The sequence below is a fragment of the Gilliamella sp. Nev3-1 genome (assembly GCF_001690435.1).
Lineage (GTDB): Bacteria > Pseudomonadota > Gammaproteobacteria > Enterobacterales > Orbaceae > Gilliamella > Gilliamella apicola_C.
In genome coordinates this window covers 31,095-46,661 of the sequence record NZ_LZHN01000004.1, presented here as the reverse complement: position 1 = coordinate 46,661, position 15,567 = coordinate 31,095, and the positions used below count along the sequence as shown (strand labels likewise).

Sequence of the window (15,567 nt, the reverse complement as noted above, 5' to 3'; positions counted from 1 at the left end):
CAATAGCTTGTAATAAACAATAAAAATGCTCGTTTTTAATATAAAATAATGTTAATTTATTTGCTATATTTCAATTAATTTAATCAGTTATCATCATGGATATGATTCATTCCTCTGATCTAAAAACGATCATGCATTCCAAGCGTGCCAATATTTATTATTTAGAACATTGCCGTGTTTTGGTTAATGGTGGGCGTGTTGAGTATGTGACGGAGCAAGGGCAACAGTCTTTATATTGGAATATCCCAATAGCTAATACTACCTGTATTTTATTAGGTACTGGAACGTCATTAACGCAAGCTGCCGTGCGAGAGCTTTCACGAGCAGGTGTCATGATTGGTTTTTGTGGGGGAGGCGGAACCCCACTTTTTTCATCAACTGAATCTGAATTTGCTTGTCAGTTTTTTTCGCTACAAAGTGAATATCGTCCGACAGAATACCTACAAAGTTGGTGTCAATTTTGGTTTGATGACAAGCGTCGATTACAAGCAGCTAAATTATTGCAACAAACAAGGCTTAATATTATTAGTGAGTGTTGGCCGCAATTTGATTGGGATGTTGATAAAACGCAGTTAACGCATATTCTTACTGATGCAATACAACAATTTACCGATGTGGATAATAGCCAAGCACTTTTAGCCGCAGAAGGGCGAATTAGCAAACGTCTTTATGGCATGGCAAATCAATTAACCTTACAAGATGACAAATTTAAACGAGAACAAGGCACACGAGGCAAAAGTCATGATCCCGCTAACCAATTTTTAGATCATGGTAACTATTTAGCCTATGGCCTTGGCGCAACGGCTTGTTGGGTGTTAGGTCTCCCTCATGGGCTGGCTATTTTACACGGCAAAACTCGCCGCGGTGGTTTAGTTTTTGATGCGGCCGATATTATCAAAGATGGTATTGTATTACCTCAAGCCTTTTTATCAGCTAAACAAGGGGATAGTGAAAAAGAATTTCGTATGGCATGTATTGCGCAATTTGCCCAATTAGAAGCACTTGATAAAATTATTGATACCTTAAAACAGATAGCCGATCAAATATGAATATTTTACTTGTTAGCCAATGCAAAAAGAATGCCTTAACCGAAACAAGGCGGATTATCGATCAGTTCGCTGAGCGCTGCGGTGAACGAACATGGCAAAGCCCAATGACCGAAGCAGGGCTACAAACGCTTTATAAATTATTACGCAAAACCGCACGAAAAAATACTGCTGTTGCCTGCTATTGGACACATGGTAAAAATTTAACTGATCTTTTGTGGATTGTGGGCGATCGCAGTCAGTTTAATCAAGAGGGACGAGTCCCAACTAATCGTACTAAACGTAATATTTTACGCAGTGACAGCGAAAATTGTTGGCAATATGCAACCACCATTCAATTAATCACAACCATAGCGGCATTACTTCATGATTTAGGTAAAGCAACGATTGGTTTTCAATCTAAATTACGAGCAGAAACGGCTGTGGCTGCTGATCCTTACCGACATGAATGGATTTCGTTACAATTATTTTTATTAATGATTCAAGACTGCACCACGAACGAAGCCTTATTTGATCGATTAGTGAATTTTACTGAATATCGACAACAGAATCCTAATTGGTACAAGCAGCTCACCCAAGTCGATAAAAATGATCTGACGCAGTTACCATTATTGGCACAATGGATTGCGTGGCTCATTGTGTCGCATCATAGAATGCCGTTTTTACCGGATTCATTAACGGGCGATATTAAAAATTTACAGAAAATAGATTTTGATATATCGGGTTTAACTATCCGAAGTTTTTATAAAACATTTAAGGCAATTGATAAATGGGTTAAAAATAGTCATAGTCAACACACTTCACCCAACGATTTTTGGCAACTAAAAAGTGATATCACCTTAAGCCAACCTTGGCTTAAAAAATTAAGCCGTTATGCAACCAAAGCCCTAAACCATATTCCTTTAATGCACTTATCTACTATTGACCCGTTTTTATTGCATATTTCGCGCTTAGGTTTAATGGTGGCTGATCATAACTATTCTAGTTTATCTTTAGCAAATAAAGAAGCTGACGTAAATAAATCCATATTGATTGCCAACACAAATTACCAAAAAAAGCCTAAACAGTGTTTAGATGATCATTTAATTGGGGTCGCGAATTTTTCAGCCCGCTTTGCTCGTTTATTACCTAAAATAATCACGGAATTACCTGCCATCAATCAACATAAACCCTTTACCAAACGAACAACTATAAAACGATTCCAATGGCAAAATCATGCTTTTGATTTAGCAAAAAGTTATCAAAACGTATCTGATGAATGTGGCTTTTTTGGCGTTAACATGGCATCGACTGGCTGTGGTAAAACCTTAGCCAATGGGCGGATTATGTATGCGCTTTCAAATCCAAAACGGGGCGTGCGTTTTACCATTGCATTGGGATTACGTGTTTTAACGTTGCAAACAGGTAAAGCATTAAGAGAAAGATTACACTTAAGTGATGAACATCTGGCGATTTTAGTGGGTGGGCGAGCCACAAAAACCTTGTTTGAGCTAAGTAATGAAGAAATACAACAAAACGATTCTCAAACAAATTCAGAAAGCCAAGGTAGTGAATCCATTGAATCGTTACTTGATGAATATATTGATGTAGCAGAAAGTGGTATGGCGGATTGTGAGTTAGGGACGATTATCGAAGACAGTAAAGCACGGCAATTACTTTATGCGCCTATTGTGACATGCACCATTGACCATATTATTCAAGCTAGCGAATGTACGCGAGGCGGTAAATATATTGCACCTACGTTAAGATTATTAACCTCAGATCTGATTTTAGATGAACCCGATGATTTTGATCAACACGACTTACCTGCACTGGCTCGCTTGGTACATTTAGCTGGGTTATTTGGTAGCAAAGTGCTACTGTCATCGGCGACTTTAACACCAGATTTAATTGCCGGATTATTTGACGCTTACCAAGCAGGGCGAAAAATTTGGAATCAAAATAACCAATATGCCAATAATACCATTGTCTGTGGTTGGTTTGATGAATATGAACAGTCGATATCACCAATTGCTGATACTAAAACGTTTAGCGATTACCATCAACAATTTGTAGCAATGCGCATTCATCAATTAGCACAAAGTGCAATCCGTCGTAAAGGGCATATTTTGGATCTACTAAATTACCAAGAAAATAAAACAGAAAACCAAAAAATCAATTATGGTGTGCTGGCTAAACAATTATTAGATCAAGCTTATCAATTTCACCAAGATCATCATCAAATAGATAAAAAATCACAAAAAAAGATAAGTATTGGTTTAATGCGTTTTGCCCATACCGAAGATGTTATTTCACTTACACAACAAATTTATGCACAAACCAAGTTACCTACTGATACTGCTTTTCACATCGTGGTTTATCATGCTCGGCAACTGCTATTATTGCGTAGCCAGCTAGAAGAAAAACTTGATAGAATTTTAAATCGCAGTGATGAACAGACATTATTTAATCAGCCTGAAATTATCAATGCCATCAAAGACAGCAATAAACAAAACCATATTTTTATTGTTATTGGTACACCAGTAACCGAAGTCGGGCGCGATCACGATTATGATTGGGCAATTGTAGAACCATCATCCATGCGCTCTATTATTCAGCTAGTGGGGCGAGTATGGCGACATCGACCACAAAAAATGGCACAAAAGGCCAATGTAGCGATATTAGGATCGAATTTACAGGCCATTGAATCTGATTATCGTACGGATAAAGCCTGTTTTACTAAACCTGGATTTGAAGAAGAGTCATTACTCTTGCTGAAAACCCATAAAACAAATGAACTAATTCCTGCTCATCAGTTAGTGAATATAGATGCAGTTCCTCGTATTAAGTCTTGCCCAGAAGATGGTCTGACTCTCGCCGAATTAGAGCATAAGGTCATGGCAGATCTGTTTGCGATTCATGCCCGTAAAAGTAATTATGTCACCAGCTATTGGCAACCAGACTTAGCACATCACCATTGTGTGCATTTACAGGCAATTTCACCATTTAGAGGGAATAATAAGACACAAGATGAATATATCTGCCAACTTGATGATGATGGGGATTATCAATTTAGCTATGCAGATATAGCATGGCAAACACCAGATGAACGCTGCCCAAGTACTCAAAATAACCAAATTAAATACAAACACTGGTTATTTGAAAATCCGCAAGTGAAACCGTGGTTAGAAAATAGTGTAGAACAAGCCATAACGAAAATAGCGGAACATTTCCCCAATAAAAACTTATACCGATTAGCCAATGAGTTTTGTAGTGTCAGCTTATATCGGGATAGTAATTGGTATTTTCATCCTTATTTTGGTTTTTATGAAAAGAAATAATTGTTAGTTTTATACTAAAACATATATATCACCTGAAACTTTTTTACAAAATATCATCAGGTAGGTAGTAGTTGCTAGTAAAAGGTAGGGAATTCTTTTATACTGAGTTCTGACAGCCGAGTAGGTTGCTGAGAAATGTTAAGTATTTACTTTTCTTTGAAGTGAATTTTACCGCTGAATAAGCGGTCTATAAAAGTGTTAATCTCGGATGGTGTAAATTAGCTAGTTTTATTTATCGTATTGATTTTTTTGAATTGCTTCTAATTTTATTCCTGTTAAGTATTAAATATTTCTTTGATTCTTTCTTTTTTATATTTTGTTTTTAGATTATTTTTTGTGTTATTTGCTTAATTTTTAGCAAATGTTATTTTATTATAATTATATTGAAATTTAAGATAAATAATAAGGAGGGAGAATGGATAATGTCTCTTGGCAAGATATAAGAAAGGTAATTTTAGACTTTTTACAACAACGGCTTGCCAATAATAGTAATTATAAAAGTGAAACCGCTAAGCTAGAAAAAGCAAAAGAAGCGGGTGATTTAGTTGCAGTTAATGAAGCTCAGCAAAAGTTAGATGAGTTAGCCAAGCGATTTGATTTTGAAACTTGGATGGAAGATGCAGCAACAAGAAGAATTTCATGGATAACAATAGGAACTCATTTAAGCAAAGGTATTCATTCATCTAGCTCTGGAGATAACGTTAACATTGCAACCCAACCCAAACTGAGCAATCAAACAGTTATATCTTCTGCAACACCATCTTTGTTAGAACCTGATAGCTCTGGTAACGCCGCTTCATTAGATATATTTTCTCTTTTTAATCAATATGTTGGTGAAAATAAGATTCTGCAGTTAATTATAAAAAATCATCCAGCTGTTTTACCCGCTCTTTCAGATGATCGACAAAAAGCATCGCTTTATTTAGCTAATTTTAAAAAAGCAATCTTTAATGATTTTAGCAAACCTAAAACCTCGGAATTGAATAAGCAATTATATTGGCCGAATAGTGAAGAGACTTATTTATCTGATCAAGAAAATAATTATCGATTATTAATTCCTTTGCATCCGAGTTCATTGTGCCATTTGGTTTATCAAAAAGTACAATCACGATTTTCAGATGAAAATAAAAAAGCACGCGAACAACGACGAATTAAAGATATTGAGCATCAGTCTTATTTTTCATTTCATCATTTAGCGGTAGTTAAATTGGGCGGTAGCAATCCACAAGGAGTAAGTCAATTAACCAGTAATCAAGGAGGGCGCAATTTTTTATTACCCTCTATGCCTCCTATATTTGAAAAATCTCAATTCCCATCGATTTCTAAACAACAAGAAACTATTTTCAATCATACATTGCAATATTTCTGCCGATTTGGTTTTAAATTACTGTTTGATATGGTTGAATCGCCAAAAAATATTGTAGAAGAACGAGATGATCGTAAAGATGCGTTTGCGGTGATTTTATCGTTATTGCTTAAGTTTGCTCGTCATATTCAAACTACTCAACCAGCGGGTTGGAGTCGTGATTATTCACTTAATTTTCATGAAAAACTTTGGCTTGATCCACAGCGAACTCAATTAGAAAATGAAGATGATTTTAAAAAGCAGTATGAACAAGGCGATTGGCAACAAAGTTTAGAAAAGACTTTTGCCAAGTGGGTTCAAAATGCTTTAAAAGAAAAATTCAAAAATATTAAACAGCAATTTGCCGATCCGGAGTTTAGTGAATGGCGCCGTGAATTTAGATCTGCAGTAAAAGCAAGTCAACGTAAAAGGGAGGGGATCTTTTAATGGCATCATTACGTTATTATTTATTCTTTGATCATGTCAAAATCCATAATGCCAATGCAATTTCTAGCCCATTAACGTATGGATTTCCAGCTATTTCGGGGTTTTTAGGCGCTATTCATGCTTTAAGTCGAAAAATTGAATCAGAAAATCCCATTTACTTAGATGGTGTGTTAATTGCATGTCATGAATGTGATGTACAAGTTTATCGACCAAATAACTATGCGGATTATACTTTTCGATTAACGCGCAATCCACTCTCTAAAAATGGTAGTACTCGTTCCATTATTGAAGAAGGGCGAGTTCATCTAGATGTTTCATTGCTTGTCGAGGTAAAAATTGAAGAGCGTGAAACATTAGATGATGCAGATGAGCAGCAAGCATTCATCCAACAGATGAAACAAAAACTTTACCAGCAACGCGTTGCTGGTGGGCACGTTGTTGATATTGAATCAGTCGAGCTATATTCTGCATCAGGATCAAATAAAAACTTAATCAATGCACTATTACCCGCATTTGTTTTAGTTGAAGCACCGCAAGATTTACAAGATATTACTGCTGAATTACAGCAACAAGATCCTAATGCTACAGCACTTGATGCCCTGATTGAAACAGCGATGTTGCATCATCATCCACAAGAAAAAGATCACTGGCAAACCACATCGGTTAAGCAAGGTCGTGGTTGGCTTGTCCCTTTGCATTTGGGCTATCAAGCAATTTCGCCACTGTTTGCCGCAGGTAAGGTTGAACATGCACGCAGTAATGAACATGCCACGCAATTTGTGGAGTGTATTTATGGGCTGGGTAAGTGGGTCTTTCCTTTGCGTTTGCAAGAGAATTTATCGCAAGCTTTTTGGCGTTATCAATGTAGTGAATTGCAATCAAATGATGCAGAAATTTATATTATCAATCAAGAAACCAATTAAGTAAATTTAGAAAATTATAGAATAAGGAATACATTATGAGTAAAGATAAAATTACCACCGCCAGCGTACTTGCTTTTGAACGTAGTTTTGATATTTCAGATGCCATTTTTGCACAGCAGGATCCTAAAGATAGCAATAAATTATTCCCTGTCGTGGTCACTGAAAAATCAGTCCGAGGCACTATTTCAAATCGTCTAAAAAATGCAGTAGCCAACGATCCAACCAAATTAGATGCTGAAATACAAAAACCAAATTTACAAACAGTTGATGTTGCAGCATTAGATGCCGATAAAGAGACTTTAGTGGTTAAATGGAGCTGTAAAGTGTTACCTTTTTTGGGTAAACCGTCGGTATGTAATGAAATTGAATATCAAGAAGCGTTAGAAAAAACAACGCAAGATTATATCCAAACACAAGGGTTAACTGCGTTGGCTAAGCGTTATGCCATTAATATCTTAAATGGTCGTTGGTTATGGCGTAACCGTATGGCAGCGGAGCAAATTAGCTTATCGATTACTCGAAAAGATGATAAAAAGTCAATGATTGACGTCAATGATGTTAAACAATATCAACTTAACTCATTTGATTATGATGATAAATCGGTAAATGATCTTGCTAAACTGATTGAAGCAGGATTATCCGGTAAAGAGTTTGTGATTTTTAACGTTGAAGCCAAACTGAAAATGGGCTTAGGGCAAGAAGTTTACCCATCACAAGAATTAATTTTAGATACAGGTAAAACAAAAAGCAAAGTACTCTACGAAAAAAATAAACAAGCGGCCATGCATTCCCAAAAAGTCAGTAATGCCATTCGAACCATTGATACGTGGTATCAAGATAATGCACAATTCCCAATCGCAATAGAACCGTATGGCTCAGTGACTTCAATGGGGCATGCTTTCCGTCAACCAAAACAGAAATTAGACTTTTATACCTTATTTGATAATTGGGTATTAAAAGGTGAAAAACCATTGCTTGATCAGCAACATTATGTGATTGCGGTATTAATTCGTGGTGGTGTATTTGGTGCCAGCGGTAAGGAGTAAATAAGATGCACTCACACTATTTAGAACTGCGAGCGATTTCGCAAATTGAAATAACCGAAGTGGATGTGATGAATCAAGTGATGCAATCATTACATCAAATTTTGGTCAATCACCAAGGAAATATTGCAATAAGCTTTCCTTGCTATAATGTGCACCGAACATTAGGCGGAGTAATTCGCCTATTTGGTACCGAGCAGGAGCTACAAAACCTTAAAGCAGATATACAGCAAAAATCATCAATTAGTGATTATGCTTTACCGATGTCTATTGAAGCTATTCCCGATACGATAAAAGGTTATTTACGTTTAATTCGTATTCATCCAAAAGGGCAAAGCGCATTGAGGCGTGCTGAAAAACGATTAACAGCACAAGGTAAATGGTCGGCAGAGGTTAAACAAAAAATGATAGAAAAATGGGGAAGCGTTAATTTGCAATATCCTCATATTCACCTTGCCAGTAAAAGTACAGGGCAAAAGTTTATTCTATGGCTAAAACAAGAAAAATGCTTAAAACCTGTATCAGGTACATTTAATAGCTATGGGTTAAGCCAAACAGCTACCGTTCCCGATTTTTAAATTGGCAACCCTTTTTTTGAAGATAATTTTAACTAATTGATTATTATAGATATTAATATGAGATCAAAAAAAGGGTAAAAATAAGGTAAAATATCAAAAGCTCTTTTACAATAAGGCAATTTTGCAAAAAAACTCTAGTTTACTGCCGTATAGGCAGTTTAGAAAATTCATCAATACGGATTACCTGCGTTATCAGTGTTTACTGCCGTATAGGCAGTTTAGAAAAAAGTGTTTCTAGTTTTTATTAACTGAAACACTTTATTATTAGTATCATCAAGTAACTATTCTGCGCCAATTTGTGTACTCATTTTTATCTCTCGATTATCGGTAATTTCTAAATTCGATAGTACCACTAATTGAGGAAAGTTAGGCCTTAAAAATTGTGACAGCATCGGTCTTAGTGTATGGTTCACTAATAATACTGGTGGAGCACCGATTGCTTCTTGTTGATTAATGGCTTGCTTAACTTGCTCTATGATATGCTCAGCTAGTCCTGGCTCAAAATTGCTTGTATTTTGTAGAGCTTGTAATAATAAGCGTTCTAAATTGATATTTAATCCTATTACACTGATTGGATCTGAACCTGGAAACCATTGTTGGGTGATAACTCTGCCTAAAGCCATTCTGACCATACTAAGTAATTGATAAGCATCATTTTGGGTAGGCGCATGTTCACAGATTGTTTCAATAATGGTACGCATGTCACGAATTGATACTTTTTCGGCGATCAAGTTTTGTAATATTTTATGAAAAGTGGTTAGTGTAATAACCCCAGGGATAAAATCTTCCACTAGTTTTGGAATATCTTGTTTGATTCTTTCGAGCAACTCTTGGGTTTCTAAGCGCCCTAATAGATCGCTGGCAAATTGTTGTAATAAATGATTAAAATGAGTGGCAATCATGGTACTTGTATCCACAACAGTGTAACCTAATATTTGTGCATTTTCCTTATTGCTTTCATCAATCCATATTGCAGGTAATCCAAAGGCGGGTTCAGTTGTTGGAATACCTTCGATAGTTTCGGTGACATTACCCGGATTAATAGCTAACCATTTATTATTAACAATTTCACCTTTGCCGATTTCGCCACCTTTGATAAATATCTTATATTGATAAGGTGCTAATGAAAGATTGTCTCTTATATGAACTTGGGGCGGTAAAAATCCCAGTGTTTGCGCAAATTTTTTGCGTAAACTGCGGATCCGACTGAGCAATTCACCGTTTTGGGTTTGATCTACCATAGGGATAAGCCCATATCCTACTTCCATTGCTAATATATCTTCAATATTAACATCTGACCACGTCGCTTCGATATTGGTTGGTGTAGTTGCTTGTGCATTAACTTGTTTGGGTTGCGTTGTTTGTTGTGTTTTTCTCTGTTTAGTTAGCCACCAAGAAAGTGATGATAAAATAGCGGTAAAGAGTAAAAATACTAAATTGGGCATACCAGGAATTAGCCCAAGTAAACCAATGACAACCGCGGTTAAAATTAATACTTGTGGATTGTTAAATAGCTGGCTGAGCATTTGTTCGCTGATATTGTCTTGTGATGATACACGCGTAACAATTACACCAGCTGCTGTTGAAATGATTAATGAAGGAATTTGCGCAACTAACCCATCACCAATAGTGAGTAATACATAGGTTTTACTCGCATCAGATAGTGTCATATCATGTTGGATAACTCCAACGAGTAACCCTCCAATAATGGTAATTGCCATTATCAATAACCCAGCGATAGCATCGCCACGGACAAATTTACTGGCACCATCCATTGAGCCATAAAAATCTGCCTCTTGACTTACTTCAGCTCGGCGTGCTTTGGCCTCGTCTTCTCCTATTAAGCCAGCGTTAAGATCGGCATCAATAGCCATTTGTTTACCTGGCATACCATCTAAAGCAAAGCGTGCACCAACTTCAGCTATTCTACCTGCCCCCTTGGTGATGACCATAAAGTTAATGATAACTAAAATGATAAATACGACGATACCGATAGCAAAATTACCACCAACCAAAAAGTGCCCAAAGGCTTCAATAACTCGCCCAGCTGCAGCGCTACCCGTATGCCCTTTTAGTAATACCACTCGTGTCGATGCAACGTTTAACGATAGCCTTAGTAAAGTTGCAAACAATAAAACAGTTGGAAATGCTGCAAAATCAAGCACGCGTTTAGTAAATAATGCCACAATTAATATAATAATTGATAACGCAATATTAAACGTAAAAAATAGATCTAAAATAAATGCCGGAAGTGGTAATACCATCATTGAAAGAATCAATAAGATTAGCATTGGGCCAGCTAAGATCTGATAATGTCCACTCTTTAATGTATTTATTGATAATAAAGTTAGTAGTTTAGATTTAATCATAAGATTAGTAATTACCTTTATTTATTTTCGGATAATGATTCAGGTACAGGTAAATTATTCGGCACAGGTGGTTTATCACCGCCGTATTTATGCCAATGTTTTAATTGATATACCCAAGCTAATATTTGTGCGACAGCAGTATATAATTCAGTTGGAATCGTTTCCCCTATTTCGCCATGGCGATATAAAGCCCGCGCAAGAGGAGGGGCTTCTAATTGGGGAATGTCATGTTTATTAGCAATTTCTTTAATGCGCAGTGCAAGTTTGTCAGTACCTTTTGCCAATAACTTTGGTGCAATCATTGTTTTTTCATCATATTGCAGAGCAACGGCGTAATGGGTTGGGTTGGTAACAATGACATTGGCTTTTGGCACATCTTTCATCATTCGTCGCCTAGCAATTGCTTGTTGCATTTGGCGAATACGTCCTTTAATTTGCGGATTTCCCTCTTGCTCTTTAAACTCATCTTTAATTTCTTGTTTTGACATTTTCAGTTTTTTTAAATTGCTCCATATTTGATGAAAGATGTCAAAACCCACCATGGGTATTAACGATATAACGCTTAGTATTGCGCAAAGGATCACTAACTGTATTGCTTTAGCTAGTGCATCATTTAAATACATATGGGGCAACGAAAGCATGTCAGGAAAATGGTGCATTAAAAACAATGTTGAAGTGATAGCAATTAAAATAACTTTAAGTATACTTTTTAGTAACTCAGAAAAAATTTTAGTACTAAATAACCTACTCAACCCAGATATTGGATTGAGTTTTTTAAAATTTGGTTTAATTGATTGTAGGCTAAAAAGCAATCCCCCCACACAAAGTGGTGCAAAGAGAGCAATAATCACTAAACCCAAAAAAATTGGCGCAATTGACAAAAAACCATGGGTGAATGAGTTAACTAAATTGGAGATGATTAACTTCTCATCTTTGACTTTGTACGAAAACTTCATTGCCGTTTTTATGATTGCGATTAACTGGTTAACTAAATATGAGCCCATCAACCAAAATAATATCGTACCGATTAACAAGATTAATAACGAAGTTAATTCACGAGATCGAGGGATCTGTCCTTTTTCCCTAGCCTTTTTTATTTTGCTATCGGTGGGATGTTCGCTTTTATCTAGATCATTATCGTCAGCCATGATGAATTAAATGAAACTTCATAGTTTAATTAACGTTTACCATGCTAACAGTATGAACTAATCGCTAATAGGTTATTGGCTTAATAAGAGGGCATTTTTGGGGGTATTTATCTCGTTTACCATCGACAAAGATCAATTTTCTCAAACTTTGGCTCGCTTAGATAAGATAACATCGGTTTGTTGATAACCATTATTAGTATAAATAGCAGGGCTATTTAGGCCTTTAAGATAATTAATCGTTTGTTGGGTTATATTCATACGATTTTGGATAATTAATCCATTATCGCGATTTATATTGGCTAACAATTTTGTTTTATCAGTAATTAATTGCCAATGTGTTGCGATTGCTGAGTTCTCTATATAAGGCGGTTGAATATTAAATTGTTTATTTAATTTTATCCGTTTTTCATCAAGTAACTTTAATTGAATGAGTAACTCATTTTTTTTATTGATAATATCATTTAACTGATTGGTTGTACTATTTTCAATTAATAGTTGCTGCTCTGTTTGTAGAATTGTTGAAAGTGTTTGTAACATTTCTGTTATTTTATTTAGGATGTCATTGAGTGCTAACATTTTGGTATCCCTTGTAAATCTGACTTATTTTCAAATATCTTCTAGTAATTGTTTTATCAATTTATCGGCAATTTTATGCGTATCAATAGCCAATGTACCGTTAGTAATTGCCTGTTTTATTCTTTCGATTTTTTCTTCATCAACGTCTTTGTCAGTTGCGTGTAAAAGGTGCATTGCGTCTTGAGTTATACTCACGGTGGTACTTGCATTAGCACTCATTTTTGATGGTACAGATGCAGTATGATTTTTCTGTTGCTCATTAACTATATCACGGCTAACTATGCCTGATATGGTTGTGATGGATTTTGTTACATCTATACTCATAAAATACCTTTAATCAAATTTACGATTTAAGTGACTGGTTTAATGTTATTATCGGCAATAATAAAAAAATCATTAATATTATTTATTGAAAATGATTACTCCTTGATAAGTTAACGTGCCTTCAACAATATTGTCAGAATTAACTTTAACTTTAACTTTATCATTTAATACTGCATTGCTTAGCGCTTTCCCCTTAGTGGCTATTTCATACCCATCGCCATTTATTATCACTTTAACTTGTTGCCCAGCTTTTACGAGCCAATTTTTTTGAAGCATGGTTGTTTTTATTGGTTCATTGTGATCAATATTTCTTAATGCAATATGATTAAGAATATCGGCTTTATTTAAAATGATTGTAGCAGGTAGTTTATCTAGCCTGCCTGATTGTATATGTATATGATCTTCGTTAATTACAGTTCCTGCACTTATTGCTTGCTTAGCCACAACATAATTACTTATGACAGCCACATTAATCCGCATAAATTTTTTCTTATTATCACATTGAGCATAAATGGTCATGTTTCCCCATGGCTTTTTTTTATTCAATAATGAAAGTATTGGGGTATCGCAACTCAATTGCGGTTTAGGGGTAAGGTAAGTAATTAAAATATCCTCTACTTTATGGTTAAACTGCTGAGATATTAAATTGTTAATTTGTTTATCAAGACAACTAGCTAAAACACTATTCCAGTTACATAGCATAACAACAGTTAGTATTAGTTTTGCAATCTTAATCATATTGATCGGCATTCAATTAGTGATAAGTTGATTGTACTTTATGATTGCGTGAAGTGAATCTTGAAATAAGGGCAATTTTTACCGTTATTTGCGCGATGACTTTTTTTTTATTCGCTTAAAATCCTCATTATCAAAAAAAGTGAGATGATTTTATGTTTGATAAATTGGATAACTGGGTTAATTTTCACCAACAAGCATTGAATATACGCGAAATGCGACAAAATATTTTAGCGGCAAATATTGCTAATAGCGATACACCTAACTATCAGGCTCAAGATATTGATTTTAATGCTGAGTTAAGCAAAGCGATTAATAATCAGAGTAATATTAATCCCGTTGGGCTCAATATTACCTCAAATCACCATATTCAGGTAAAAGCACCAATCACACTTAATCAAAATGTACTTTATCGTATTCCTTATCAAGCATCGGCTGATGGTAATACGGTCGAAATGGATCAAGAGCGTACCGCGTTTATTGACAATAGTATTCACTATCAGAGTAATTTAACGTTTTTAGGTGAACAATTTAAAAATGTGATGTCGGTATTACAACAAGGATAAGTGTAATGAGTTTTTCTATTTTTGCTATTTCAGGGTCGGCATTAATGGCGCAAACCCAACGAATGAATGTCAGTGCCAGTAATTTAGCCAATGCTGACAGTATTACAAGCACGTCTGGTGAAGCTTATCGAGCTAAACAAGTGATTTTTCAAGTGGATGATAAAGGTCAGACCAACCCAATTGCAGGTGTGAAAGTGTCGCAAGTCATTGAAGATCCCTCACCGATGAATCTAGTGTATGAACCACATCACCCCTTGGCCGATGCAAAAGGTTATATTCAAAAACCGAATGTTGATGTTGTTGCCGAAATGGTTAATACCATTTCGGCTTCACGTAGTTATCAGGCCAATATAGAAGTGATTAATACGGCAAAAAGTTTAATGCTAAAAACCCTTACATTAGGGCAATAATAAGGAGTAACCGATGGGCGTATCTAATGTACTCGTTTCACAGTCACCAGGGGTAAAAAGCCCACAAACGACGCAAAAAAGTACATCTGATGGTAATTCAAGTAAAGAATTGCAAGATAATTTTTTAACGTTATTAATTGCACAAATGAAAAACCAAGATCCGACCAATCCAATGGATAATAGCCAGTTAACATCACAACTTGCTCAGATTAATACTTTAGCCGGTATAGAACGGCTTAACACAACATTAGGGATGGTTTCAGGTCAGATCGATGATAGCTTATCGGTTAACGCTAGCAACATGATTGGTAAAGGTGTAATGGTGCCTGGCAATAAAATTTTAGTTGCAACGTCTGAGCAAGAAGCTTCAGAGGCAGGAAAAGAAACCATTACAACACCTTTTGGTTTTGAGTTAGTTCGTGATGCAGACTCAGTTGTTATTACGATTCAAGATGACAAGGGTAATGTGGTGCGAGAAGTTGATTTAGGCGCAATTCCCGCAGGTGTAAGTTCTTTTACTTGGGATGGTATGCTTTCAGATGGAACGGTAGCGCCAGATGGTAGTTATACTTTTTCAGTTAACGCAAGTTGTGACGGGCAAAAAGTGTCATCTACTTCATTATCCTATTCAGTGGTATACGGTGTTATTAATAGCAAAGTTAATAATAAAGTATTACTTGATTTAGGAATACTTGGTTCAATTAGTATTGACGAAGTACGTCAAATTCTTTAAAGGA

14 protein-coding genes are annotated in these 15,567 nt (G+C 35.7%); 9 read left to right on the top strand and 5 right to left on the bottom strand.

Features of this window, described 5'->3' with window-relative positions; all coding sequences use genetic code 11:
- Positions 1 to 95: 95 nt before the first annotated feature.
- From cas1f to cas6f, 6 genes are all read left to right on the top strand, one after another.
- Complete coding sequence (gene cas1f / locus A9G40_RS00945; protein ID WP_065581507.1) at positions 96 to 1,049, top strand: type I-F CRISPR-associated endonuclease Cas1f; 954 nt, start codon at positions 96 to 98, stop codon at positions 1,047 to 1,049.
- Complete coding sequence (cas3f, locus tag A9G40_RS00940) at positions 1,046 to 4,366, top strand: type I-F CRISPR-associated helicase Cas3f (RefSeq protein ID WP_065581506.1); 3,321 nt, start codon at positions 1,046 to 1,048, stop codon at positions 4,364 to 4,366. The genes cas1f and cas3f overlap by 4 nt, the downstream gene beginning before the upstream one ends.
- A gap of 415 nt (positions 4,367 to 4,781) precedes the next feature.
- Positions 4,782 to 6,158 (top strand): type I-F CRISPR-associated protein Csy1, encoded by a 1,377-nt coding sequence (gene csy1 / locus A9G40_RS00935; protein ID WP_065581505.1) that lies wholly within the window; start codon positions 4,782 to 4,784, stop codon positions 6,156 to 6,158.
- Entirely contained in the window at positions 6,158 to 7,081 is a 924-nt protein-coding gene (gene csy2 / locus A9G40_RS00930) for a type I-F CRISPR-associated protein Csy2 (RefSeq protein WP_065581504.1), read from the top strand. Before csy1 ends, csy2 begins: the two co-directional genes overlap by 1 nt.
- 35 nt (positions 7,082 to 7,116) lie before the next feature.
- The gene (gene csy3, locus A9G40_RS00925; RefSeq protein WP_065581503.1) at positions 7,117 to 8,127 is read left to right on the top strand and encodes a type I-F CRISPR-associated protein Csy3; all 1,011 of its coding nucleotides are present in this window, start codon (positions 7,117 to 7,119) and stop codon (positions 8,125 to 8,127) included.
- Between the two features lie 5 nt (positions 8,128 to 8,132).
- Entirely contained in the window at positions 8,133 to 8,702 is a 570-nt protein-coding gene (gene cas6f, locus A9G40_RS00920) for a type I-F CRISPR-associated endoribonuclease Cas6/Csy4 (protein ID WP_065579853.1), read from the top strand.
- A gap of 281 nt (positions 8,703 to 8,983) precedes the next feature.
- Here the strand turns inward: cas6f and flhA are convergent, their stop codons facing one another.
- The 5 genes from flhA to flgA all read right to left on the bottom strand — a co-directional run bounded on the left by flhA (position 8,984) and on the right by flgA (position 13,857).
- Positions 8,984 to 11,071 (bottom strand): flagellar biosynthesis protein FlhA, encoded by a 2,088-nt coding sequence (flhA, locus tag A9G40_RS00915; RefSeq protein WP_065581502.1) that lies wholly within the window; start codon positions 11,069 to 11,071, stop codon positions 8,984 to 8,986.
- A 17-nt stretch (positions 11,072 to 11,088) separates the two neighbouring features.
- Complete coding sequence (gene flhB / locus A9G40_RS00910) at positions 11,089 to 12,219, bottom strand: flagellar biosynthesis protein FlhB (protein ID WP_065581501.1); 1,131 nt, start codon at positions 12,217 to 12,219, stop codon at positions 11,089 to 11,091.
- Between the two features lie 141 nt (positions 12,220 to 12,360).
- The gene (locus tag A9G40_RS00905; protein ID WP_065581500.1) at positions 12,361 to 12,795 is read right to left on the bottom strand and encodes a flagella synthesis protein FlgN; all 435 of its coding nucleotides are present in this window, start codon (positions 12,793 to 12,795) and stop codon (positions 12,361 to 12,363) included.
- Positions 12,796 to 12,825: 30 nt separating this feature from the next.
- Positions 12,826 to 13,119, bottom strand: a complete 294-nt coding sequence (flgM, locus tag A9G40_RS00900) for a flagellar biosynthesis anti-sigma factor FlgM (RefSeq protein ID WP_065581499.1) — start codon at positions 13,117 to 13,119, stop codon at positions 12,826 to 12,828.
- Positions 13,120 to 13,197: 78 nt separating this feature from the next.
- Complete coding sequence (gene flgA, locus A9G40_RS00895) at positions 13,198 to 13,857, bottom strand: flagellar basal body P-ring formation chaperone FlgA (RefSeq protein ID WP_065581498.1); 660 nt, start codon at positions 13,855 to 13,857, stop codon at positions 13,198 to 13,200.
- 152 nt (positions 13,858 to 14,009) lie between these two features.
- On the opposite strand from flgA, the gene flgB reads away from it, so the two are divergent.
- Genes flgB through A9G40_RS00880 form a run of 3 tightly spaced genes read left to right on the top strand, consistent with a single transcriptional unit; the run spans position 14,010 to position 15,563 of the window.
- Positions 14,010 to 14,420, top strand: coding sequence for a flagellar basal body rod protein FlgB (gene flgB, locus A9G40_RS00890; protein ID WP_065581497.1), 411 nt, complete (start codon positions 14,010 to 14,012; stop codon positions 14,418 to 14,420).
- A gap of 5 nt (positions 14,421 to 14,425) precedes the next feature.
- A complete protein-coding gene (flgC, locus tag A9G40_RS00885; protein WP_065579858.1) occupies positions 14,426 to 14,830 on the top strand; it encodes a flagellar basal body rod protein FlgC in 405 nt (134 codons plus the stop codon).
- Positions 14,831 to 14,843: 13 nt separating this feature from the next.
- On the top strand, positions 14,844 to 15,563 hold the full coding sequence (locus tag A9G40_RS00880; protein WP_065579859.1) for a flagellar hook assembly protein FlgD: 720 nt from the start codon (positions 14,844 to 14,846) through the stop codon (positions 15,561 to 15,563).
- The last annotated feature ends 4 nt before the right edge of the window (positions 15,564 to 15,567 follow it).

Excerpts from the sequence above, each read along its gene's own strand:
- csy2 (WP_065581504.1), top strand. The coding sequence starts at position 6,158 with ATGGCATCATTACGTTATTATTTATTCTTTGATCATGTCAAAATCCAT.
- flgC (WP_065579858.1), top strand. The coding sequence starts at position 14,426 with ATGAGTTTTTCTATTTTTGCTATTTCAGGGTCGGCATTAATGGCGCAA.
- csy3 (WP_065581503.1), top strand. The coding sequence starts at position 7,117 with ATGAGTAAAGATAAAATTACCACCGCCAGCGTACTTGCTTTTGAACGT.
- flgM (WP_065581499.1), bottom strand. The coding sequence starts at position 13,119 with ATGAGTATAGATGTAACAAAATCCATCACAACCATATCAGGCATAGTT.
- flgB (WP_065581497.1), top strand. The coding sequence starts at position 14,010 with ATGTTTGATAAATTGGATAACTGGGTTAATTTTCACCAACAAGCATTG.
- flgA (WP_065581498.1), bottom strand. The coding sequence starts at position 13,857 with ATGATTAAGATTGCAAAACTAATACTAACTGTTGTTATGCTATGTAAC.
- cas1f (WP_065581507.1), top strand. The coding sequence starts at position 96 with ATGGATATGATTCATTCCTCTGATCTAAAAACGATCATGCATTCCAAG.
- flhA (WP_065581502.1), bottom strand. The coding sequence starts at position 11,071 with ATGATTAAATCTAAACTACTAACTTTATTATCAATAAATACATTAAAG.
- flhB (WP_065581501.1), bottom strand. The coding sequence starts at position 12,219 with ATGGCTGACGATAATGATCTAGATAAAAGCGAACATCCCACCGATAGC.
- cas3f (WP_065581506.1), top strand. The coding sequence starts at position 1,046 with ATGAATATTTTACTTGTTAGCCAATGCAAAAAGAATGCCTTAACCGAA.
- csy1 (WP_065581505.1), top strand. The coding sequence starts at position 4,782 with ATGGATAATGTCTCTTGGCAAGATATAAGAAAGGTAATTTTAGACTTT.
- A9G40_RS00905 (WP_065581500.1), bottom strand. The coding sequence starts at position 12,795 with ATGTTAGCACTCAATGACATCCTAAATAAAATAACAGAAATGTTACAA.
- cas6f (WP_065579853.1), top strand. The coding sequence starts at position 8,133 with ATGCACTCACACTATTTAGAACTGCGAGCGATTTCGCAAATTGAAATA.
- A9G40_RS00880 (WP_065579859.1), top strand. The coding sequence starts at position 14,844 with ATGGGCGTATCTAATGTACTCGTTTCACAGTCACCAGGGGTAAAAAGC.